At 41.3% G+C, this 23,253-nt stretch carries 22 protein-coding genes; 10 read left to right on the forward strand and 12 right to left on the reverse strand.

Going from position 1 to position 23,253, the window contains the following annotated elements:
• The first annotated feature begins 453 nt into the window (after positions 1 to 453).
• Both O9323_RS02935 and hppD read left to right on the forward strand, forming a co-directional pair.
• A complete protein-coding gene (locus O9323_RS02935; RefSeq protein WP_002751257.1) occupies positions 454 to 1,158 on the forward strand; it encodes an SDR family oxidoreductase in 705 nt (234 codons plus the stop codon).
• A gap of 204 nt (positions 1,159 to 1,362) precedes the next feature.
• The gene (hppD, locus tag O9323_RS02940) at positions 1,363 to 2,448 is read left to right on the forward strand and encodes a 4-hydroxyphenylpyruvate dioxygenase (RefSeq protein ID WP_002751258.1); all 1,086 of its coding nucleotides are present in this window, start codon (positions 1,363 to 1,365) and stop codon (positions 2,446 to 2,448) included.
• 301 nt (positions 2,449 to 2,749) lie between these two features.
• Here the strand turns inward: hppD and O9323_RS02945 are convergent, their stop codons facing one another.
• Both O9323_RS02945 and O9323_RS02950 read right to left on the reverse strand, forming a co-directional pair.
• Entirely contained in the window at positions 2,750 to 3,271 is a 522-nt protein-coding gene (locus O9323_RS02945) for a retropepsin-like aspartic protease family protein (RefSeq protein WP_288124664.1), read from the reverse strand.
• Between the two features lie 83 nt (positions 3,272 to 3,354).
• The gene (locus O9323_RS02950; RefSeq protein WP_149106421.1) at positions 3,355 to 3,696 is read right to left on the reverse strand and encodes a histidine triad nucleotide-binding protein; all 342 of its coding nucleotides are present in this window, start codon (positions 3,694 to 3,696) and stop codon (positions 3,355 to 3,357) included.
• Between the two features lie 232 nt (positions 3,697 to 3,928).
• Between O9323_RS02950 and O9323_RS02955 the strand changes: the two genes are divergently transcribed.
• Entirely contained in the window at positions 3,929 to 5,404 is a 1,476-nt protein-coding gene (locus tag O9323_RS02955; RefSeq protein WP_373276167.1) for a YifB family Mg chelatase-like AAA ATPase, read from the forward strand.
• Positions 5,405 to 5,572: 168 nt separating this feature from the next.
• Here the strand turns inward: O9323_RS02955 and O9323_RS02960 are convergent, their stop codons facing one another.
• The gene (locus tag O9323_RS02960) at positions 5,573 to 6,874 is read right to left on the reverse strand and encodes a hypothetical protein (RefSeq protein ID WP_288124665.1); all 1,302 of its coding nucleotides are present in this window, start codon (positions 6,872 to 6,874) and stop codon (positions 5,573 to 5,575) included.
• Positions 6,875 to 7,072: 198 nt separating this feature from the next.
• Between O9323_RS02960 and O9323_RS02965 the strand changes: the two genes are divergently transcribed.
• Positions 7,073 to 7,501 (forward strand): Tery_1686 family protein, encoded by a 429-nt coding sequence (locus tag O9323_RS02965; protein WP_002743840.1) that lies wholly within the window; start codon positions 7,073 to 7,075, stop codon positions 7,499 to 7,501.
• A 74-nt stretch (positions 7,502 to 7,575) separates the two neighbouring features.
• Here the strand turns inward: O9323_RS02965 and O9323_RS02970 are convergent, their stop codons facing one another.
• The 5 genes from O9323_RS02970 to O9323_RS02990 all read right to left on the reverse strand — a co-directional run bounded on the left by O9323_RS02970 (position 7,576) and on the right by O9323_RS02990 (position 12,821).
• On the reverse strand, positions 7,576 to 8,142 hold the full coding sequence (locus tag O9323_RS02970) for a hypothetical protein (protein ID WP_149106423.1): 567 nt from the start codon (positions 8,140 to 8,142) through the stop codon (positions 7,576 to 7,578).
• Positions 8,142 to 9,530 carry an AAA family ATPase gene (locus tag O9323_RS02975; protein WP_193977517.1) on the reverse strand — a complete coding sequence of 463 codons (1,389 nt, stop codon included), beginning with the start codon at positions 9,528 to 9,530 and terminating at the stop codon, positions 8,142 to 8,144. The genes O9323_RS02970 and O9323_RS02975 overlap by 1 nt, the downstream gene beginning before the upstream one ends.
• A gap of 104 nt (positions 9,531 to 9,634) precedes the next feature.
• Complete coding sequence (locus O9323_RS02980; RefSeq protein WP_002751273.1) at positions 9,635 to 10,219, reverse strand: pseudouridine synthase; 585 nt, start codon at positions 10,217 to 10,219, stop codon at positions 9,635 to 9,637.
• A gap of 180 nt (positions 10,220 to 10,399) precedes the next feature.
• Positions 10,400 to 11,188 carry an ABC transporter permease gene (locus O9323_RS02985; RefSeq protein ID WP_288124666.1) on the reverse strand — a complete coding sequence of 263 codons (789 nt, stop codon included), beginning with the start codon at positions 11,186 to 11,188 and terminating at the stop codon, positions 10,400 to 10,402.
• Between the two features lie 325 nt (positions 11,189 to 11,513).
• Positions 11,514 to 12,821 (reverse strand): hemolysin family protein, encoded by a 1,308-nt coding sequence (locus O9323_RS02990; RefSeq protein ID WP_024968674.1) that lies wholly within the window; start codon positions 12,819 to 12,821, stop codon positions 11,514 to 11,516.
• Positions 12,822 to 13,089: 268 nt separating this feature from the next.
• On the opposite strand from O9323_RS02990, the gene O9323_RS02995 reads away from it, so the two are divergent.
• The 3 genes from O9323_RS02995 (at position 13,090) to O9323_RS03005 (ending at position 16,610) form a co-directional block, all read left to right on the forward strand.
• Complete coding sequence (locus O9323_RS02995) at positions 13,090 to 14,574, forward strand: polysaccharide deacetylase family protein (RefSeq protein ID WP_288124667.1); 1,485 nt, start codon at positions 13,090 to 13,092, stop codon at positions 14,572 to 14,574.
• A 340-nt stretch (positions 14,575 to 14,914) separates the two neighbouring features.
• A complete protein-coding gene (locus O9323_RS03000) occupies positions 14,915 to 15,418 on the forward strand; it encodes a cobalamin biosynthesis protein (RefSeq protein ID WP_036386357.1) in 504 nt (167 codons plus the stop codon).
• Between the two features lie 16 nt (positions 15,419 to 15,434).
• Entirely contained in the window at positions 15,435 to 16,610 is a 1,176-nt protein-coding gene (locus O9323_RS03005; RefSeq protein WP_002740126.1) for a lipid-A-disaccharide synthase-related protein, read from the forward strand.
• A gap of 254 nt (positions 16,611 to 16,864) precedes the next feature.
• Here the strand turns inward: O9323_RS03005 and O9323_RS03010 are convergent, their stop codons facing one another.
• Positions 16,865 to 17,713, reverse strand: a complete 849-nt coding sequence (locus O9323_RS03010) for an alpha/beta fold hydrolase (RefSeq protein ID WP_288124668.1) — start codon at positions 17,711 to 17,713, stop codon at positions 16,865 to 16,867.
• Between the two features lie 58 nt (positions 17,714 to 17,771).
• On the opposite strand from O9323_RS03010, the gene O9323_RS03015 reads away from it, so the two are divergent.
• The gene (locus tag O9323_RS03015; protein WP_002751289.1) at positions 17,772 to 18,665 is read left to right on the forward strand and encodes an alpha/beta fold hydrolase; all 894 of its coding nucleotides are present in this window, start codon (positions 17,772 to 17,774) and stop codon (positions 18,663 to 18,665) included.
• Positions 18,666 to 18,681: 16 nt separating this feature from the next.
• On the opposite strand, the gene aroH is transcribed toward O9323_RS03015, so the two are convergent.
• Entirely contained in the window at positions 18,682 to 19,083 is a 402-nt protein-coding gene (gene aroH / locus O9323_RS03020; protein WP_043998359.1) for a chorismate mutase, read from the reverse strand.
• 68 nt (positions 19,084 to 19,151) lie between these two features.
• A complete protein-coding gene (sppA, locus tag O9323_RS03025; protein WP_002739893.1) occupies positions 19,152 to 19,973 on the reverse strand; it encodes a signal peptide peptidase SppA in 822 nt (273 codons plus the stop codon).
• 166 nt (positions 19,974 to 20,139) lie between these two features.
• Between sppA and O9323_RS03030 the strand changes: the two genes are divergently transcribed.
• Together O9323_RS03030 and O9323_RS03035 are read left to right on the forward strand one after the other, a co-directional pair.
• Complete coding sequence (locus tag O9323_RS03030) at positions 20,140 to 20,412, forward strand: DUF4160 domain-containing protein (protein WP_223210775.1); 273 nt, start codon at positions 20,140 to 20,142, stop codon at positions 20,410 to 20,412.
• A gap of 2 nt (positions 20,413 to 20,414) precedes the next feature.
• Positions 20,415 to 21,254, forward strand: coding sequence for a DUF2442 domain-containing protein (locus O9323_RS03035; protein ID WP_288124669.1), 840 nt, complete (start codon positions 20,415 to 20,417; stop codon positions 21,252 to 21,254).
• A gap of 86 nt (positions 21,255 to 21,340) precedes the next feature.
• Here the strand turns inward: O9323_RS03035 and O9323_RS03040 are convergent, their stop codons facing one another.
• Positions 21,341 to 23,218 (reverse strand): pentapeptide repeat-containing protein, encoded by a 1,878-nt coding sequence (locus tag O9323_RS03040; RefSeq protein ID WP_288124670.1) that lies wholly within the window; start codon positions 23,216 to 23,218, stop codon positions 21,341 to 21,343.
• Positions 23,219 to 23,253 lie beyond the last annotated feature (35 nt).

The following is a 23,253-nucleotide window of genomic DNA, read 5'->3' on the forward strand; positions in this document are numbered from 1 at the left end:
TTCTAGCAAAGGGAGAGAATTCTTGTCCATTAAGAAATGTTACAAATTACATGGGTACATTAAGATAAGTTAAGGGGGTGCATCCATTGATGGATAAGGGTTTTCAGCTATTGTGGTATATATGTATGGGGGAAGTTCAGAAATATGGGAACCTCTTCCCTTAAGTTGACACCAATGGCAAGCATTGCGCCCCTACATTAACGGATTTTGTCCACAATGTAGGGGCGAACTGCGTTCGCCCAAAAGGTACATTATCAAAGCGCAAGTCCCTAATTAGCCTATACTCAACGAATTTAGTATAATTTACCCGCTAATAGTCCCAGGTCACTCAATCGCATCTATGTTCCCGTCTATCCGTAAACTCCCCCAACTATTAATCAAGGGGTTGGGTCTGGCGATGATTTTCCAGTTGGAACAGTTTACAATAAGATTTGTAAAAATTTATAAATAATTATGAGCGAAAAAGTTGTCCTGATTGTCGGTGCTACGGGGGGGATCGGTGCCACTTTAGCCCGTAAACTAGCTGTTAATAGTCATAAACTCGTATTAGTAGCCAGAAATGCCGATAATTTATCTAATTTAGCGAGTGATTTGTCTTGTCCTTCTTTAATTGTGCCGACGGATATCACCAATCCCACTCAGGTGGAAACTTTGATGGAAAAAATTGTCTCCCATTACGGCCGGTTGGATGTGTTGGTTAATGCGGCTGGAGCCGGTGTGATGAAACAATATAATAAAATCACGCCGGAAGATTTAGATAAAATGCTCGACCTTAATCTGAAGGGTAGTTTTTATACCTGTCAGGCTGCGGCTAATGTGATGAAGGAAAATAAGGCCGGTCATATCTGTAATGTGGTGGGAATTTTGGGTAAGCATTCTATGGCTATGGCTGCCGCTTATTGTGCTTCTAAGTACGGGGTGGTCGGTTTTAGTAAATGTTTGGCCGATGAGTTAAAACGCTATGGTATTAAAATGACTTTATTCTATTTTGGTGGTGTCGATACTCCTTTTTGGGATCAGGTGAGCTTAAAAGTTGATCGCAATAAAATGTTAACCGCTCAAACTGCCGCCGATGCTATCTATTTTGCCATGAATGCTGAACCCCAAGCTGTCCCCATGGAAATTAATATTCAACCCGATAGTCATCTCTTTTTTTAGTCATCAGGAGTCAGGAGTCAGGAGATAGGGTTTTAGGGTTTTAGGGTGTTGGGGTTTTAGTTGAAATTCCCCCAATACCCCACTAATCCACTTCCCCATTCCCCACTTCATAATTCATAATTCCCACTTCCCCATTCCCCACTTCATAATTCATAGTTCATAATTCATAATTCCTAACACTCAACCACTTTTTTGACTTTATTTATGTTTGTTGATCATATTCATTTTTATGTAGAATCGTCCAAAAAATGGCGAGATTGGTTGGTGCGGGTGATGGATTTTCATGCGATCGCAAGTTTAGTTGATCTCCATACGCACACGGAAATAGTCGGCAATGGCATCCAAAAAGATAAAACTAAACAGATTATTTTTATCTTATCTTCTCCTTTAAATTCTCTCAGTCCCGTGGCGGAATTTTTAGGTAAATATCCTGAAGGGGTGGCGGATGTAGCTTTTCAAGTGGAGGATTTAGACAGTTTAGCTAGGAGAATTAAACAGGATATTTTTATTCAGGAAACTGCTTTTTCTAGGGGGAAGATAAAAAGCTGTCAAATCTCTAGCATTGCTAATCTCAAACATACATTAATTGAAAGACAGGGAATCACGCCAATTTTAGCCGATCCTAATCTGATTGAGTATGATAGTAAGGAACAATATAATCAGGATATTCTGGCAATTGATCATTTAGTTTTAAATGTTTTTCAGGGAAATTTAGAGTTAACAGCCAATTGGTATGAGGAAAATTTAGGCTTTAAAAAAAGGCAAACTTTTACTATTAAAACGGAGCGTTCTGGTCTTTATTCCCAGGTACTTGTTCACCCCGAAACCGAATTAAAATTACCAATTAATGAACCAGATAGTAACAGTTCTCAAATTCAAGAATTTTTAGATATTAATCAAAAATCTGGCATTCAACACATTGCTTTAAAAACAGAAAATATTTTAAGATTAACTCAAAAATTAAAAGAAAGGAAAGTAGAATTTCTATCAGTTCCCAACAGTTATTATCAGCAAATTAGCTATCAAAAAAAAGATTTTAATATTGCTGATTGGGAATGGTTAGAAATTAAAAAACAGGAAATTCTCATCGATTTTGAACAAAATAGTCATTCCCTATTAGAAAAGCCGACTTTACTGCAAATTTTCACTAAACCAATTTTTTCCCAGCCGACTTTCTTTTTTGAATTAATCGAGCGCCGTCATGCCGCTAGAGGTTTTGGAGAAGGCAACTTCCAGGCCCTATTTGAAGCGATCGAACGGGAGCAAATACAGCGAGGAACTTTAGATTAAAGTCAGGAAAGCGAGCATTTTTCCCATGAGACTAAGTAGGTAGGTGTTAAAAGTTTTCAGGCACCCCCCTTATCAAGGGGGGCAGGGGGGATCGAACCTAAAATCCATTTTTAATTTAATTATAACCAGCTACTTATCAACGATAACGTAATTCAATCACATCTTTGGCTCTCTTGGGTTTGGTGGGTAAAATGTATTCTAAGATACATTCTTCCTAGCGAGGGGGTGGAACGAACCACAAAGACACAAAGGACACAAAGACTGATCAATCATATTGTAAGTTAAACTTATCACACAGAACCTAGAAGAGCCCATCTTTTTTGATCGTGACATCATAGGAACCAAAAAAGGTTTGTCCCAAGAGTCCTAACCCTTTCATTTGGGGAGAAATATTAACAATCTGATTATATAAAGTCATCTCGCCAGCTTTAACAAAATTAATGCGACCAAGATAACCAGTAACGACACCGCCGGCGGTATTATTGATTACTTTCCTTTCCCGTTTGACTTTCATCGCTTTCGCCATGGCATCGGTGAGGACGATGCCACTAGCACCTGTATCAAAAAGCATTTCATAGGAGTGACGGTGATTAAAAACTACCATCACCGTGGGAATGCCTTTAACCCGGCGTTGAATCGGTAGCTGATAAACTTGCGGGGAATTTTTCCTATTTCTAGATGAACCGCCACAGAGACGGCTAAGATCTATGTGTTGTCCATCTGCTCTTTGGAGAAAGCATTCCGATTGAGCGAGAGTCGTGGGGGTGAAGGGAAATAAGAGCAGGGTGCTGGACAAAGCGATCGCAGAAAGAGACCTATTCATGGGTTTAACATCGAGAAGACCGACTCAGGAAAAAAACGCTTCTAGCTCTATAATTCCCCAAAAATGCGGGAAAATAAGAGGGTTTAACCCGGAGGCCAGTCCATTGGGCGATCGCCCAAAAGATGGACATGAAGATGATCGACGGTTTGACCTCCATGTTCCCCATTATTGATCACTACTCGATAACCTTGACTTAATTTAGCTTCGGAGGCCACCTTTTTAACAGTTAGTAACAAATGTCCCAATAAATCTTGATCGCTTTCGCTGGCTTCCTCTAGTTTCGGAATCGGTTTTTTGGGGATAATGAGGATATGGGTGGGTGCTTGGGGATTAACATCTCGAAAAGCGAGAACCAGATCATCTTCATAGACGATCGAGGCGGGAATTTCTTTCCGGATAATTTTGCTAAAAATAGTCTCGCTCATAGACAAATTGCTTTTTTTTTCAACTATACCATTAAGCTCTCAGCTTTTCTGGTTAGGTTATCCCGAGAAATAGGCTGATTTTCAGGTTAAATTCCCAAATAAAAGCATTTTTATGCGGAAAACTAGCCGAACATCCTGTTTTATTTTCCTAAGAACTCACTTTATTTTTACTTGAGCCAAAATGTTAGCAAGGGTTTGGAGTGCGGCAATTATCGGCATCGATGCCATTAAAATCGGGGTAGAGGTGGATGTATCGGGGGGATTACCCGGAATTGCCGTGGTGGGTTTACCCGATACCGCCGTGCAGGAGTCGAAAGAAAGGGTAAAAGCTTCCCTAAAAAATGCCGGATTTGCCTTTCCCATCCGCAAAATTGTCATCAATTTAAGTCCCGCCGATATCCGCAAAGAGGGTCCAATTTATGATTTACCGATTAGTATCGGCATTTTAGGGGCTTCCGAACAGGTAGAAGCCGATTTATTGGGGGATTTTCTCTTTTTAGGTGAATTATCCCTCGATGGTAGTTTGCGTCCCGTGGCGGGGGTTTTACCCATTGCTGCCGCTGCCGAAAAAATGGGGATTAAGGGTTTAGTGGTTCCCGCCGATAATGCCAAAGAAGCGGCCGTGGTCAAAGGAGTACAAGTGTATGGGTTTCGGCATCTATCGGAAGTGGTAAATTTCTTAAATGAACCCGATCGCCATTCACCGATGACTTTTAACGCTGCCGAGGAGTTCGGGCGATCGCGGGTAAATCTCCCCGATCTCAAGGATGTTAAAGGTCAAGCAATTGGCCGTCGGGCCCTGGAAATTGCCGCAGCTGGAGGTCATAACCTAATTTTTGTCGGGCCACCGGGTAGCGGTAAAACCATGTTAGCGCGACGTTTACCCGGAATTCTGCCCCAGCTTACCTTTGCCGAATCCCTAGAAGTCTCCCAGATTCATTCCGTCGCTGGATTACTGAAAGATCGAGGTTCCCTGGTGCGCGAGCGTCCTTTTCGCAGTCCCCATCACTCCGCTTCCGGAGCGGCGCTAGTGGGAGGTGGCACTTATCCCCGACCGGGGGAAATCTCCCTTTCCCACCGTGGTATTTTATTTTTGGACGAATTAACGGAATTTAAGCGCAGTGTCTTGGAATATCTCCGACAACCCCTAGAGGATGGTTATGTGAGCATTTCTCGCACTCGTCTTTCCGTCGCTTTTCCGGCCCGTTTTACCTTGGTGGCCAGTACCAATCCCTGTCCCTGTGGTTATTACGGCGATTCGGTGCAACCCTGCAGCTGTTCCCCGCGACAACGGGAACAATATTGGGCGAAATTATCGGGGCCGCTTTTAGACCGTATTGACCTACAAGTGACGGTAAATCGCCTGAAACCGGAAGAAATGACCCAAGAGAGTCGGGGAGAAGCTTCTGAGCAAGTGCGGCAACGGGTACAAAGGGCCCGGCAAAAGGCCAGCGATCGCTTTCAGAATACGGGGATTCGCTCTAATGCGGAGATGAATTCCGAGCATTTGCGGCGTTTTTGCGCTCTTGATCAGAGCAGTCGCCATATTTTAGAAGGGGCAATCCGAAAATTGGGTTTATCGGCCCGAGCAATGGATCGCATTCTCAAAGTTGCCCGCACCATTGCCGATTTAGGAGATAGTGAAATGCTGAAAAGTTCCCACGTTGCCGAAGCAATTCAGTATCGCACTCTCGATCGTTTAAGTTGAGTAGGGAGGCACAATTATTTGTAGGATGGGTTAGCGGTAGCGTAACCCATGCGGGCGTTGGGTTTCATGCTTCAACCCAACCTACGTTCTGAAAAAGTTTGTTGGTGGGGTTAGGAGTCGGTCGGGGAAGTCAGAATAACAGAATGACTTCCCACACCGCAAAAGCGATTAATCGGGCGATTCTAAGCGTTTTTGCCATTCTCGATCGATTTTATCGGAGCGCTCGATCTCTTGTTCGAGATAGTCTTGATCGGTAGAATAACTAATATCAGCATCTGTAATCACTTTTTGGTCAGCAAATTGACGAGAGTAGTCCAGTTTTTGCTCTAATTCAGGATTATTTTGTGCTAATAGGTCTGCTCTTTTTTCTCGCTGTTGATTGCGTTGATTAACCCGCTCATTTCTCCACTGTAAAAAGAAATAACGACCGAGGGGAATCCCCAAAAAAGCACCGGCATAACTGAGGAGAAAACCGTAGATTCCTGTGACTATTGACCCCAGAGAACCGCTCAAATCCACACTATCACTGTTGAGCAAAGATCCTAAAACTAAAGCGAGGATAAAGTTAACCACCCCTAAACCTAAAGCTAGGATAATTTGACCGCTATCTGCTTCGCTAAACTTCCAGCGTTTTTCCTTTAGATAGGGGGAAACTGTTTGTAGTTTTCTCTCTTTGGTTGTCACCTGTAGATCAGGAAAATAATAGATAATATCGCCTCGATCAGACACTTGCGGCAATCCATTAAAGCGAGTTAAAACTGGTAGTATATAATCTTCTGTCTCCTCATGACTGGGGGTAATACTATCGAGATAGGGGGCAATTTGTGGAGCGATAATCGAGCCACGATTATTTTGAATTACTTTACCGATAATTTGCCAGCGTCTCTCCTCTAAATTAAAATTAGGATCGCCATCGCCAAAAAGAAAAGAAAAAACTGCCTCGAGAAAATTCATCTTACTAGGGGGTTTGTCTGCCTTAACTTCCCGATCTCTTCTTTCGTAGTAGTTATTACCAAAATCGGGATAAAAAATCCAGAAAAAGTCCGTGGGAAAGAAGTTAATATTAATGTTATTATTTCCCGAATTGTTATCCGAGTCACTATCTTTAAACATTAAGCCGATCAGGATCGCTAGGATAGCCAGCAACAGGATTAAAATCGAAATAATTAAAACAATGCCGAAGGAAATGCGAATAACATAAAAAACTACTTTCCAGATTTTACTCCCGAAAGCTTTTAAATGCAATTGCCAATATTTATTCAGAAGAATCGACCGAAAATTTTCGGGGAAAAGATAGATAATCTCCCCCGTATCTGCTACCTGTAAATGTCCCCCCGCTTCCGCAGCTAAAGCTAATAATCCCTGTTGTGCAGCGTTAATCTCTAAACCCGATTTTGCCGCCACATCACCCACCGTAACCCGATAGCCTAATTTTTCGATCGATTGTAATAGAGACTCTTGGGGATTCATAGAAAATACTGTTCCTCTCGATTATCCTATTTTCTAGTGTAGTTTTGATTTTGTCTTTTTGGCAGCGGCTATCTGGATTGACAGGTGCGGCATTTTGGACTCGATCGAGAAAATATCGTTATAATTGTCCCAATAGTCGCAAAAAGCAGGGCTAAACTGTATAAATAGTTACTTTATAAGCAATTATCAGAGGTGAGCATGAATGCGTCGGAACAGGCAAAAGGATTAGAATTAACGGCGAAGATCGCCACACTCGTCAACCTGTTTAAACAACAATTCCCCGATGCAAAGGCAGATCTGAAACCTTGGCGCAATGATCCCCACACAAGGGAGTTAACGGATCCCGACTCGATCGATATCGCTTTCCATTTTCCCGGTTGGAGTCCCAGAATTCAAGGGCGCAGTATTCTGGTACAAATTCGTTTTCATCTCGATAGCGAGGATCAGCATCAGCGTTTGATTGGCTTAGAAATGCAGGCTTTTAACCATCAAGGAACCGCTTGGCGACTATCTACGGTGGAAAATTGGCAATTAGTCGGCAATTATCAACCCTCTCCTAAGGTGGCTGATAAGTTAAAATATTTCAGCCGGCAGGTGTTTGAAGTTTTTAAAAATGAGCATCGATAAGGCTCTTTCGGCACTCTCGGCAAAAGATCGTTATTCGATCGAGATTAAATCGGTCATAATGAGAAGCTATAGGACTAAATTAATTCTTGAAAGTGCTTCGCTTGAGCGGAAATTTTTAACATTTTTTCTGGTTGATCGTGAATCTCACTTTTTTGAGAAGGTTTACGGCTGCTCGTGGTTGTTTTAGACATACTGATATTTTTAATACTAACAAAGCGATATTGATAGTCCTGAAGAAAATCGGGTTGATTCCAAAATAAGCGTCCGATTTCACGACAATAGGAGACAAAGCATTTGGCTCCTTTTAATTGTTTAATTATCGATGAATTAGAATCTCTGCTTTTCTTCATTTCCAAACAAAGGATAACTTTTTCAGAATTGGTATTAGCAATAATTATAAAGTCTGCACGCTTACACTCACCTTTACTACCAGTAAAAATTGTGCGGACATCAAAAAACTCATCTAGCTTAATCACAATACCTCGATCGGGTTTAGGCATTCCACTAATCACAAACGAATAGTTATCTTGATTTTCTGTCAGTTTCAGTAAATAACTATCTCGTTTGTACTCTTTTTTGTATTCCAACTCTACTATCGCACAATCCCTAATCATTTCTTTGAGGATAGCAATATCAGACATTACTCCTCACCCCAAATAATAGCCGTTTGAATACGATTCATGTTTTCGATAGTAGTATCAAAACTACGCGCTTCAATACCCATTTCGTGATCAATTTTAGCGGGGTTTAAAGTGTGGAATTTAGTTTTTCTTTTTTGTCCTTTTAACATCTTTGAATCTTCTTCAGCAATATAGACTTTAACTTGATTAGCCGATAATAATTCCTCTTGTCTATAGCCTTCTTCTGCGGCAATTTGTTTCAGGTGTGGTTGATCATGGTTGAGCATAATTAATGTGTTTATTTCTTTGATAATATAATCACTGTGAGTAGTGATAAAAACTTTAATACCAATGTTGATCAGTCGAGCGAAAAGTTTAGCGATACGGCGTTGATTTTCTGGATGGAGATTTAATTCAGGTTCATCTACTATCAACAAATCTCCGATTCGAGCTTCGTGTCTTAAATAAAAGCCAATGTCTAAAAGAGAACGTACAGCACTAGAACTTTCATCCATCGATAGTCTAAGTTTTTTTCCTTTAGGAATGTAATAAAGTTCATCATTGCTAGTAATCATATATTGACCACCAATAATATCGGCAAAATCTTCTAAAATACTGGGATGATTTTCGGCAATAAAGCTAGTTTTTTTGACAATTGTTTCTATTTGTCTAGTAAAATCTACATTTTTTTTGACCGGTAGCGCATAATCCTGAGAAACATTAAATAACAGTTCCCTAGGATCAAAATTGCTATTTTTGCTAATTTCTTCCAGTAAACGATTACGAGCAAAATTTAACTCTTTGCGAAAAATTGCCGCTCCTGTTCTTTCTGCACTGGCAATAAATGGCCTAGGAAAAAACTGAGAGAAAATTATATCTTGGATGCTGTCGTAAATGATATCCTCAAGAAAATGCACTGGCAGATTTATTTTTTCTGTTTCTGTTAATAATGTAATGGATAAATAAGGCTCATTTTCATGTTTGCTAATCGAGATAATTTCCCATGTTGCTGTACTAATTTTCTTTTCATACTTATCTTGAAATTGAATATTGTCAAAATTTAATTCTATCTGAAAATCAACATTTTTAAACCTCTCCTCGTTAGCCGCAAAAACTTCAGGTATTTGTTGAATATATCTTTGACAACCTGTAGTAAGAATACTTTCACACTGTGGAACATACTCCTGTAGATCGAGACTAATTACACCATCAGAAAGTAGTTGCTCAATTTTTTCTTTGAGGCCAAATCTTGGCCCCGTTAATAGTCTTCGCCAAGTGTCTAAAAAACCGAATAAAGCATAGGTAGCATAAGTTTTACCTGTATTATTACGACCACAGATAATTGTGAGGTCGCCTAGACTGAATTCTGCCTGTTTTAAAATGCCAAGATTTTTAATTTTAACTTTCATATTTGTCTTTCGGTTTAATATTCACGATTATAGATAATTGTGGGTAATTTGATCAAGTCCCAAACTATACATTCAACTTTGGTTATCAAGGTTACTTACAGAAATTATAACCTTTCTAAGGCTTTTCTCTCTTTTTCAGTTACTTCTCGCCATTGACCAGGTTGTAATCCTGTTAAGCATAATTTATTGTTTTTATCAATAGTAATGGCTGTTCTAATTAATCTTAAAGTGGGATAACCAACGGCTGCCGTCATCCTTCTTACCTGACGATTTCTTCCCTCAGTTAAGGTAATTTCTAACCAAGCGGTGGGGACAGATTTTCGATAACGAATCGGTGGCTCTCTGGGGGGTAAATCTGGTTCAAAATCTAGTAAATTAACTATTGCCGGTCGAGTGCGATAATCCTGAATAGGAAGACCTTGACGCAATTTTTCTAAAGCGTTTAGGTCTGGAATTCTTTCGACTTGTACCCAATAGGTGCGCGGATGAGCAAATTGACGATGACCTAAACGATGCTGTAATTGACCGTTATCTGTGAGTAATAATAATCCCTCGCTATCCCTATCTAAACGACCGACAGAATAGATATTCGGGATGGGAATATAATCTTTTAAAGTCGAGCGCCCATTTTCATCAGTAAACTGACATAATACATCGTAGGGTTTATAAAAAAGGATATATTTATTCAAGGGAAAAAGGAGTCAGGAGATAGGAGTCAGGAGTCAGGAGATAAGTAGTCGTGTAAAATAAATTTCCTAGTGAAGATAGGCAAAAGGCAAGAGGCAAAAGGCAAGAGGTAGTTAGATATGTTTAATTAATTTTGCCTGGGTACTTAACTGATAACTGATAACTGATAACTGATTACTGATTTAATCCCGTTGATGGGAGAATTGATAAGCGCCGACAATCGAGAGAAGAAGAGCGACGATTAACAAAATGGGGATAGCGAACCAAGGAAATTGATTAATATCGTAGGCTGCGGCTCTTAATCCCAGACTAGCATAGGTGAGGGGTAAGGAATAAACAATAATTTTTAATGGCCAGGGTAAGGTTTGGGGATCGAAAAAAGTTGCTCCTAAAAAAGACATCGGCACGATTAAAAAGTTATTATACAGACTGACACTTTCGAGGGATGTAACTCGCAATCCAACAATTGCCCCTAAACCGGCAAAGACGGCACAATTTAAGATTAAAACTAATAAAAAGAGGGGATTGAGAAAACTGGCAAATTTTCCTGTAAATAAGATAGCAATGAGAATCACCGATGCAGAAGTCATTACACCGCGCAAAATTCCCGCAAAAACTTTACCTAAAAATAATGAGAGAGGATGGACGGGAAGTAATAATAATTCCTCGAAGGTTTTACTAAATAAGCGATCGCCACAGATGGAAAAGGTGGTTCCCCCGAAACTGATCGCCATTGAGGACAGGGCCACCATTCCAGGTAAAATAAATTCTAGATAAGAATCGCCGATCGAGGGTTTCATCGAGCGATCGAGGGCGCTTCCCAACCCCAACCCGAAACCGATAATATAGATTAGGGGAGAAACTAGACCGGTGGCGGCGATCTGAAGGACTCTCGCCCGTAAATCTAGCCATTCTCCCCAAAATACGGTTAAAGTGTCTGTTAATATCGTCTGAGCTTGAGCTAGTTTCACTGGTATTTTGGTTAATTAGTAAATATACTTTTAATAATAATTAACAATTGTCCCCTTTTTCAAGAGCGAGCTTTTCGGACTAGAAAAATAATCATCCTAAATCCGTTGAGCATGATGCTACTTAGGGGTTTGTGGCAAAATTGGCTAATGACTTGACCGCTCAAGCTTGCAAAAATAGTCCCTTCGGGTGCATCTCATCAGCTGTTAGGTGTTATATAGCGTTTTTCCGTCTGCTGAGGTACAAAAGTTATGGGTTTTAGGCAAAAGGGAAGAAAAATAGGCGTACCTCACCAGCTTAGGAAACGCTATATAACCAGCTACTTACTTACAAATCATCCAACAAGAGCGTTACTAACACCTTATCGACGCGATTACCGTCCATATCCACCACTTCCAAACGCAACCTTTGCCATTCAAAATGATCGGCAGCCCCCGGAATCCTACCAAGATGGGTAATAATAAAACCCCCTAAAGTGTGATAATTGCCCTGTTTTTCCCCCGGTAATTCACTGATTTCAAATAATTCTTTAAAATCTTCGATCGCCACTGTGCCATCAATCAACCAAGAACCATCTTCCCGCTGCACGATCTGTGCATCTTCAATATTATCTAATTGGGGTAAATCGCCGACAATTGCCTCTAAAATATCCTGGCGCGTCACCAATCCTTGAATCACCCCGTACTCATCCACTACCAAGGCAATATGATGACCACTTTGCTGCACTAATTCTAAAACTTTTAAACCCCTAGTGCTTTCCGGCACAAAAAGCGGCTGCTGTAAATCCTTCGTTAGGTCGAAACTTTCACCGGTTAAACAATCGGCCAATAAGTCTGTGACTTCAATTACCCCCAAAACCTCATCTAAACTGCCCTGACACACAGGAAAACGGGTATGATTGCTCTCAATTAGCTTCTGGCGATTAATTTCGGCACTATCTTCCAAATCTAACCAAACAACATCCGGACGCGTGGTCATAATCTGACTTACTCGGCGATCGCTCAATCCTAACACCCTTTCCACCATATCCTGTTCTGCTTCCTCAAAGGTTCCCGCTTCGGTTCCCTGTTTAAGCATAATTTTCAATTCTTCTTCCGTAATTGGGGAATCATTATTATTACCGCTAATCCCCAACAAACCGAGAATCAGATTAGTCGATTTACTCAAAAGATGGACAACGGGCGAAACAATTTTTGATAACCTATCGAGAGGACTAGCAACGAGGATAGCGATTTTTTCAGGATTACTTAAACCCAACCGTTTCGGCACTAATTCCCCCACCACTAGGGATAGATAGGTAATAATTAACACCACTAATCCTAATCCCAAAGCTTGACTATAGGGGGCTAAAACAGGAACTTGCGCCAATAATTGCGCCACACTGACCGATAAATTAGCCCCTCCGTAGGCCCCAGCAAAGATACCCACTAGGGTAATGCCAATCTGCACCGTCGATAAAATTTGATTGGGATCATTGGCCAATTTTAAGGCCACCGCCGCCCGTCGATCATCTCTGGCTAATTGTTCCAAACGGACTTTGCGGGCCGAGACAATGGCAATTTCCGAGAGGGCAAAGACTCCATTGAGGAGGATGAGGAAGAAGATAACAAGAATTTCGGTAGTCGCCGAGAACATGGTTAAAGGTTACAGGTAAAAGGGCGGATAGTTGTTTGTATCATAGTGCGAGGATCGGTTAAGTTCAGTAAAGAATCATCTTGATTTTTAACGAGTTACGAAGGCTTGTGTCTGGAGGGGGTTACTCCCAGTATAAATGGGATAGGATCAAGTCCGCACTCTTAGCTCAGTTAGCAGTGAACAGTCAGGAGTGACCTGTTGCCAGTAAAAAAAAGTTGTCCCTGGGAGAGTGGGGACAAACTCTCTCAATCTATTCGCCTGAAAAATTATGATCGCTACACCCGTATCATCGAAATCGAACCCTATCACGGAAATACGCCCCGGACTACCAACTATTTGCGGTTGGGAACAGGAAATCGCAGCGATTGTTAATCACGATGATCCGATCTTTTTACCGACAACAAATCTCAAATTAGACAATATTAAGGCTGGTTTTGCCTGTGCCTTGCATATGCACCAACCCACTATCCCGGCGGGTGTTAACGGGGAATTAATCTGCAATCTCCAGCATATGTTCGAAAATCTTGGGGATGGCGATAATCATAATGCCAGCGTTTTTGCCTGGTGTTACAGTCGCATGGGTGATTTTATCCCGGAATTGGTGGCGGAAGGCTGTAATCCCCGGATTATGCTCGATTATTCCGGCAATCTCCTCTGGGGTTTGGTACAGATGGGACGGCAGGATATCCTCGATAAACTCAAATTAATCACCTGTAACAGTCAATATCAACCCTATGTGGAATGGTTGGGGACAATGTGGAGTCATGCGGTGGCTCCTTCCACACCGATTCCCGATCTAAAATTACAGATGCAAGCATGGCAAACCTATTTTGCCTCGATTTTTGGCGTGGATGCTCTAAAACGAGTCAAAGGGTTCTCTCCCCCGGAAATGCACCTTCCTAACCATCCCGATACCCTCTACGAGTATATTAAAGCTCTGAAAGAATGCGGCTATCGTTGGTTATTGGTACAGGAACACTCGGTGGAAAATCTCGACGGTTCGGGATTGAGTCAGGAACAAAAATATATTCCTAATCGCCTGGTGGCCCGTAATTCTCGCGGGGAAGTGATTGCGATTACTGCTTTGATTAAAACCCAGGGTTCCGACACGAAATTAGTTGCCCAAATGCAACCCTACCACGAGGCCAAATGCCGCAGTAAACAGCAAATCGGCGGCGTTTGGGTTCCTTCCCTAGGTTCCCAGATTGCCGACGGTGAAAATGGTGGCGTGATGATGAATGAATTTCCTCGCGATTTTCCCAATCCTTGGCGGGAAATGCAGGGGGGTTCCAGTGTGGCAGGATTTAACGGTACGGAATATCTGGAGTTAATCGAGGCTGCTGGCGTTAATCCCCAAGATTATCCCCCAATTCAAGCCGTACACCAGCATAAAATCTGGCAGCGAGTTAATCCGGATGCCGCTACCCCAGAAGCGGTAGAACAGGCGATCGCTGATTTAAAACAGACCGACCACCGTTTTAGCATGGATGGGGCATCTTGGACAAATGATCTCAGTTGGGTGCGCGGTTACGAAAATGTCCTCGAACCGATGAACCAATTAAGCGCTCAATTCCACGAGAAATATGATCCTTTAGTACAAGCGGATCCTAGCTTCACCCGACGGCCGGATTATCTGGAGGCACTGCTTTATAATTTGCTCGTGCAAACCAGTTGTTTCCGTTATTGGGGCCAGGGTACTTGGACCGATTATGCCCGCACTTTATACGCAAGAGGCGCGGCCTTAACCCGCTAGGATAGTAAGCTATCTAGGGCGCAGAATCTGCGCCCTAGTAGTACAAATGTATTAAACTAAATCCTGTTTAAAAGGTATCGGGGAGCGGCGAGAAACAATCCATCTTCCTTACATTAATTTACGAACCCTCTCTTATACTAAATCCGTTGAGTAACGCACAGAAAACTGGTTTCTCCGAGAAACCCGTTTTCTACTCATGCAAAGGGCAAAACGGAGAATAAATAATCAGTTTTTAATAACTGGATTTAGTATTAAATGTTTTTTAGCTTACCAAACAGCCCCAAGGTGATTCTCCCCGTTGGCAACCCTAATCCCGCAACAATTAGAGGCAACACCGATGATGACTGGCGCTTCCCCTGCTTTCCACCCACCCGCAATCGATTTAATTGGGTTCGGTCCCCTGTGGACAGGTTTTAGTCAACGTCGTTTTTCCCCCGATTCTTCCGGGGTAAAAGTGCAGTGCCATGGACGAGTATTATGGCTAGGCATAGGTTGCATCCGTGGCACGGAGAAAGCGGTCATAGATAGGGCAATTAGGGATGTTTTTAAGCGTTATCACCTCTCTTTAGCCGCTATTGCTGGTATCGCCACCCTTGACATCAAAGCTGATGAACGGGGTTTAATTACCTACTGTCAGGAGAAAGGATTGCCCCTAAAAACCTTTACTGCCGAGGAGTTGAGAGATATTAATGTCCCCAATCCCTCAGCCATTGTCAACAAGCAAGGGGGAACTCCTAGCGTTGCTGAGGCTGCCGCTTTAAAAATGGGCGAGATTTTGCTAGTCAGCAAGCAAATAGAAGCAAAATCGGTAACGGTGGCGGTTTCTTTGGCAGCAAGGGAATAGAGAGGCTAACAAATCAATGCTTAAACAGGTTTTATTTCTTAGTAATGGTCATGGCGAGGATTTAAATGCTAGTTTAATTGTGGGGGAATTACAAAAAATTCAGCCCCAATTATCTATAGCTGCTTTGCCTTTAGTGGGAGAGGGAAAAGCTTATCAAAAATTGCCAGTACCAATTATTGCCCCCACTGCCACTATGCCATCGGGGGGAATTATTTATACTAATCCTTTTAATTGGATTAAAGATATTGGCGCGGGATTAATCGGTCTAACTATTAAACAAATTCAGGCAGCTTTTAAAGTTAGCAAGAATTGTGATTTATTGATAGCAGTGGGGGATATTGTGCCGATTGCGATCGCTCGTTTAACTGGTCGTCCTTTTGTGGCTTTTATTGTTTCTACTTCCAGTTATTACGAAGGTACAATTAAATTACCTTTACTGACAGAATTATGTTTAAGATCAGACAAGTGTTTAAGGGTTTTTACCAGAGATAAATATACAGCAACAGACCTACAAAATCGGGGTATTAAAAAAGCGATTTTTGCTGGCTATCCGATTATGGATGTCTTAACACCAACGGGTAAAGATTTGGAATTAGATAGTCAAATTCCCATGATTGCTTTATTAGCGGGGAGTCGTTTACCTGAAGCTTTGAGTAATTTAGCTTTACAGTTACAAGTCTGTGAGGAAATAGTTAAAATTAAACCGATGCAGTTTCGGGCTGCTATCATTCCTAGCATCAGAGAAACCGACTTAGAAAATTTGGCTAAACAAGAGGGATGGCATTATTTAGGAGCGGGAAAACTAGAGAAAAATGGGGCTTTATTGTGCTGTTATCGTGATGCTTTTGCCGATATTCTACACCATTGTGACGCTTGTTTAGCCATGGCGGGGACAGCAGTAGAACAAGCGGTGGGATTAGGAAAACCTGTCCTACAAATACCCGGATTTGGACCCCAATTTACCTACCCTTTTGCTGAGGCACAAATGCGCTTATTAGGGGAATCGGTGATAACTATTGGAAAGAAACCCACGGAGGTGAATTTATTTAAAAATGCTGCGGTTAAAATTGTCGATATTTTGGCAGATTCTCAGTATTTACACAGATGTTTAGAGAACGGTAAAATTAGAGTGGGAGAGTCTGGAGGTAGCAGGAATATTGCCGAAGAAATTTATATGAAATTAGGGTGTTAAGTAGCTAGTTATAATTAAATTAAAAATGGATTTTAGGTTCGATCCCCCCTACCCCCCTTGATAAGGGGGGTGCCGATTACCCCTTAATCTCCCCTTAATAAGAGGGCGCCGATCCCCCCTTAATCCCCCCTTGATAAGGGGGGTGCCGATTACCCCTTAATCCCCCCTTGATAAGGGGGGAATCTGAAAGTTTTTAATACCTACCTACTTAGGGCAGCGTAATCCAGCTTAAAATTAGCTCAATTACCTTTTAATTAAACATCGTCATTTTCCCGAACAGATAAAAACTCAGCCACCGCTTGATTAAAAATTTCAGGTTCCCCTAAAAATGCCCAATGATTACCCGGTATCTTTTTAATCTCTAGAGAAGTTAAATACTTTTTATAGGATTGAATTTGCCAAGCAGTGCGATTTAATCCCTGTTGGGGAAGGATCAATAAACTGGGAATATCTAAAGCTTTAGTTAATCCAGCAAACCCCATGACATCCTCAAAAATTTCCCCGCGTGCCGATAAAGTAAATTTACTGCTCCAACTGCCATCCGCTTTTTGTTCAATGGCATTTTTAAACACCTCTTGCTGTAAATTTGACCAACCTTTATATTGTTTTAATTGACGAGCGATCGCTTGTATGCTCTGATAACTATCAAAGGAACGAGTAATCTTTAAAAAGGGCAAAACTTGATAGAGAATTGGAAAAGTTATCCTAATCCAACTAGGCATTTTATCGATAAAAAAGGGATCGACTAAAATTAAACTCTTAAATACTTCTGGCTGTTGAGTTGCCCAAATCGCCGCTATTTTAGCACTCCAAGAATGACCTAAAATATGTGCTTGCGTCCAACCTAAATGATTAATTAAAGCCCTTAAATCGCCGATATAATCCTGAAAGTGATAACCGGTTGTTGGTTTACCGCTTTCCCCATGTCCCCGCAAATCTGGGGCAATAACTTGATAATTTGAGCGTAAATAATCGCCCAAACTTGACCAAACCAGAGCATGATCCGCCATGCCGTGCAATAATAGTAGAGGCATACCTCGATCGCTCCATTGTAAATAGGAAATTTCCATCGAGTTATTGGTAAAAGTCTGGCGTTGTGGCATAAATTCTCGACTGATTTTTACTCTATAATTTAAATATCACTTAATAAAACTTCATACAATGGCACTACAATCGCCCCTCACTGCCACTAGCTTAGAGCAATTGTCTTGGACATGGCAAGGTCACACCATCCCCTACACTGTGCGGGGAGAAGGACAACCCCTAGTATTAATTCACGGTTTTGGGGCATCTATCGGTCATTGGCGCAAAAATATCCCCGTTTTAGCGGAAAATGGCTATCAAGTCTATGCCCTAGATCTCTTGGGATTTGGGGGTGCGGATAAGCCCGCTTTAGATTATAGTCTCAACCTTTGGCAGCGGCAAATACAAGACTTTTGGCGGGAAAAAATCGCAAAACCGACGGTATTTGTCGGTAATTCCATCGGGGGACTGATTGCCTTAATGCTGATGGCAGAATCTCCCGAAATCACTGCCGCAGGAGTAATTATCAACTGTGCGGGAGGATTAAACCATCGTCCCGAAGAATTAAATTTCCCCTTGCGTTTAATCATGGCTGCCTTTACCGGTTTAGTTAGTTCTCCGGTGACAGGAAAGTTTATTTTTGAACAGGTAAGACAGAAAAATCGCATCCGGAACACCTTAAAACAGGTTTATCGCGACCATACTGCGATTACCGAGGAATTAGTCGAAATTCTCTATCAACCCTCCTGTGATGCGGGTGCGTGGGGAGTGTTCGCATCGGTGTTGACAGCACCCCCTGGACCTTCTCCCCAGGAATTATTACCGCCAATTGATCGCCCTTTATTGGTACTCTGGGGAGAGGATGACCCTTGGACACCGATCGCTGGTTCGGTAATTTACCAAGAAAGAGCTAAAATGGGCAATAATACCCAATTTTATCCGATTGCCAAAGCCGGTCACTGTCCCCACGATGAACATCCCGAAAAAGTTAATCAATTAATTTTGAGTTGGCTGTCGGAAATGGGGATTTAGTCAGTTATGGAAGATTTTAGCGATTAATAGTTACTGGAGAAATCTGCCAATCGGGGCGAAGATTTTTCGCCCCCCGGAGATAGACGTGCTGCATTTCCCCTTGTAGTTTGGGAGTATTAACGTGGAGAATTACGCGAATACACTTTTCTAGACTACTAGCGACCTGCATCTGTTGCACATCGAGGAGGGGGACATTTTGCCAGTCGGGACGTTCGCGAGCGATAGCAGCGGGGAAAATCGCGTCTAAATCCTGAGTTGCCGTAAAGATAATACTAACAATATCATCGGGATCGAGACTATTGTGAATTTCGATCGCTTCGAGGAGTTCTGTCACTGCTTCTCGTATAGCTTCAATAGTATTAACCGTTACCGTCGTTGCTCCCCGAATGGCTCGAACCTTCCACTGCACGATTGTTATCCTCCGATAATCCTGATGAGTCAATTTTAGGGGTTAACGCGCCCTTTTTCTCGACTTTAATCTGGTCATCAGGGTCGGTATAACCACAATAGTTGTCCGTTAACTTCTAATTCAAATTCTAGACGCTGTAGGGTTTTTTGTAATCCTAGGGGTATTTGGGAACGATTGCCCGTCAGACGACTGAGCAGGGGTTTCGGTTCTTCGATAGTCTGACATTTAGTTTTATCTGGGGGTAATCCTGCCAATTCTAGCGCCCAAAGTCGGGCATCTTCCTCGGTTCCTAAGCGATCAACGACTCCTAATTCTAACGCCTGTTGACCGGTAAAAATGCGCCCATCGGCAAAACTTTTCACCTGATTGACATCTAAATTTCTCGCTCCGGCGACGGTTTGCAGAAATTGCTGATAACTGGTATCGATCATATCCTGAAGAATTCTTTCTTCTTCATCAGTTAATTCTCGATCGAAGGAGAGAATATCTTTATAAGGGCCCGATTTAATCACTTTAAACGAAACTCCCACCTTATCTAACAATCTTTCTAGATTGTTCCCTCTCAGGATAACACCGATCGAGCCGGTAATCGTGCCGGGGTTAGCCATAATATAATTAGCCCCCATACCGATATAAACGCCGCCAGAGGCGGAAATATTGCCAAAACTAGCGATTATTTTCGTGGTTTTTTGTAACCGCTTCAATGCTTCATAAATTTCTTGGGAATCCCCCACGGTTCCCCCGGGGGAGTCAATGCGGAGAAGTAGGGCGGGATATTGCCTTTCTTTGACGATTTCTAGGGCTTTTAAGACCCTTTTGCGGGTATCGGAGGCAATTGCACCTGTAATTTCTATTCGAGCGATTTGTTTGCGGGTTTTCGGTTTAAAAGGCCAGACCATCAGGTTTAAATATCTCTAAAAAAAGGACTCTCTCTAATCTAACGCTTTGATCGTTCTAGGTTAAGCAGACATTATATTTCAGAATTTAAGGACAAAATGTCTGGTTAAGTGTATAATGGCATTAAGTGACCAGAGTTGAGGTAGGCGAGGTGAAGATTTGGGCAAGGTGGAATCCTTTAATTTAGATGGCTTAGATCTGTTTTTCAATTCTCACGATCATTTGCCACCTCATTTTCATGTTCGTAAACCGGGCCAATGGGAAATTAGAGTTTTTTTCTTACTTTGTAATCAAGAAAATGGTCTAAATTTTCAGGTGAAATGGCCCGCCAATGCCAAAATATCTAGTAAGGAAAAAAAGCAAATACTCGACCACGTTTTGGCCAATCGTTCTGCGCTCCTAATTGAATGGGAGGCAAAGGTCTGTACCCGGGAGAATTAATCATGTTAAATAAGCCAGAAATTACTGTTATAATTGAGGATAAAGAAATTTATAATTTCTTGCCAGAGTCTCAATCTGTGCAGATTCTTTCCTTACCAGATTTAAAGAATATTGATTCCTTAAAAAACATCTTTATTTGTACTTCTTTGACTGGTTTAAAAGCCGTGTCAGATATTGCCAGAAATGCTAATGATAAACATCATCTGCGAGGTCTTTTTATCCGAGCAGACATTGATTCTATCTGGTTGCCGCAACTATTTAAACGGGCCAATTTACGCACCCTGCGAAATACCCTCGTTTATCGAGATTTTATTTTACCGACAAGGGTGATTAATGCTTGGAGTTGGGGAGCGCAAGAGCATTTAATCGCCACAGCTTTAGTTATTGGGGAAAGTTTATTAATCAGTCGCTGTGATCTCAATGAGCTAGAAATTCCCTTTGCATCTATGCCAGCTTTACAGCGTATTCCTCTAGAAGAAAGAGAGAAGTTTATTATAGCAGAAGATGGTAGTTATATTCATTGGCCAGTTGTGGACATTCATCTTGATATAGAGGCTTTTTTGAGTGTGATTGAACCAAAAGCAAAACAAAAGTTTGCAGCGATTAAATTAAAACATGATCAGATTTTTGGTCGAGCGATTGCCTCTTTACGCAAACAGCATCAACTGCGACAATCAGATATTATAGGAGTATCCGAGCGTCAAGTGAGACGCATTGAACAGGGAGAAGGAACAAAGGTAGAAACCCTTAATTTATTTGCCCAAGCTCACAAAATGGAACTTAATGATTATCTTGATGCTGTTGCTGGGTTAATCGATAATACTTCAGTAGATTTGCTCTAGTCTTAGAGCTTATTTATAAAGTAAACATCAAAACAAATGTAGGGCGATCATTCCTCGATCACCCTAGTTTTTCTGACAAGAACTTCTCATATTCCGCAGTCAAAGTAGGGTATGCCACTTTCTATCTTTTCTTTCTTTTCCGGGTTTTTCCAATTGGGACACCAATCGCTAAGAGATCTGACAAATGAGCCTCTTTTATATTCATTCTCTATTATTGGTAGAGCGTTATTAGCATCTTGCTTGGTTGGGAATAAGATGACACTCACATAAAATCCTTTTCGTTTAAATAGCTTATTTTTGCCTCGATATTGTGGCAATCGTCTTGGTAGTTGTTCTATTTCCCATTGTGCCTCTTGAATGCCTCGATCTGAACCATAAATAACACCATGGGATGGAGTTTGGGAAGATACTTGGCCAGGTGGCAATCGTCTTGGTGTTGGTGGTTGCTCCATTTCCCCTTGTGCTTCTTGAATGCCTCGATTCTCAAGTCCTTTCTCGCATTTCTTAATAGTTGTCTTAAAAGGTATAGTGTTTAAAACAATTTCTCCTTTGGTAGCACAAGCATTATCAAGTTTAGTGTCTGGTGAAATTATTATCTCTGTTGTCTCGACATTATCAAAATTTGCACTCGTTAAATTCGTATTAGATAAATCTACATTAGTCATTTGACTCTTGATAAATTTTGCACCCTGCATATCAGCACCAGTGAAATAAACATCTGTTAGATTCGCTTGACTAAAATCAGATTCTCGTAGTTGTGAACCCTCAAATAATTTTACGTTTTTAATATTAGAGTTCGTTATGTCCGCTTTATCAATTACTACTCCTAATGGCTTTTTATCCACCGTCTCAACTTGATCAACATCATTTAATACCATACCTTTGAGATTGGCTCCATATAAGTTAATTTCTGGCTCAGTAGATGGACTGTTATTATCAACAGTAATTAGCTGTGATTCAGCTAAATAAGTGATAACTTTTCCTTTACGTTTGCCATCTAATTGTTCTAGAACAGAGAGAGTTAAAGCTTGAGCGGTCGGTCTAAATTCTAGCAGTAACCTTTCCTTTGAATTTGATTCTTTAGAACCAGGTGTTTGTTTGCTTTTTTTTGTCTCTACAATTAAACCTTGCATTTTGGAAAAATAATCCGTCAAAATCTCCTGATGTTTCTGCTCTTGTGCAATTTGATTATCTCTAAATTCGGCTGCAGAATTCAGATAGAAAGCACCCAGGGCTAACATTAGAGGTACTATCAATAATTGTAGCCAATCCCAAAAACTTTTTTTCTGAAATCCCGACCATTTAAAATTTGCTATCCAGTTCGATACTATCGCTACATTGGCTATAATAAGTAGGAATAATAATAAGAAAAGCATCCATCTTAGCCAGGGCATATCAGGGACGAACCCATAACCATCATTTATTAGACCAATCGCAACAACTATTAAAAAGGCAAACAAAAACAAGAATATGTACGGCCAATTTTTTCGATTGCCCAAAAAATCTCCAAGTTTGCTATGTTGAAGCTTCGGTGAAACTTGCTTTAAATAATCCTCATAACTTAGGTCGGGGGGAATTAGTTTTGTATCTCCAGAATATTCATAATCTGGATTGCCTGTCAATATCTGGAAAGCTAAACTCCTACCCGTAATTGTTTTCTGAGATGAGTTTTCTGGTAAATCATCTAACCATCTTAAGGCATATTTAAGTCGTTCTATTACTTCGTCGCTTTCAAAGGGTGATTTAACATCAGGAAGAATTCTCAGGTCAAAATCACGAATATCGTGGCGTTTTAGGAGTTGCAGTTCTTGTTTTTCTAGAGTTCCTAAACTAAAGAAATGCGTGTTCGATAAGCTAATTCCATAATGCCATGTTTGATATTTTTCTCGCCATTCGACTAGCTTGCCATAATATTCGCTTTCTGGCCGTACATTTTCTTCAATGCCGATAATTAAAGAAGCCAACTCTGAAGTTATCATTAGTATAACACCCTGTTATT

It is taken from the genome of Microcystis sp. LE19-131.1A, assembly GCF_027532015.1.
In the GTDB taxonomy this organism is placed as follows: domain Bacteria; phylum Cyanobacteriota; class Cyanobacteriia; order Cyanobacteriales; family Microcystaceae; genus Microcystis; species Microcystis ichthyoblabe_A.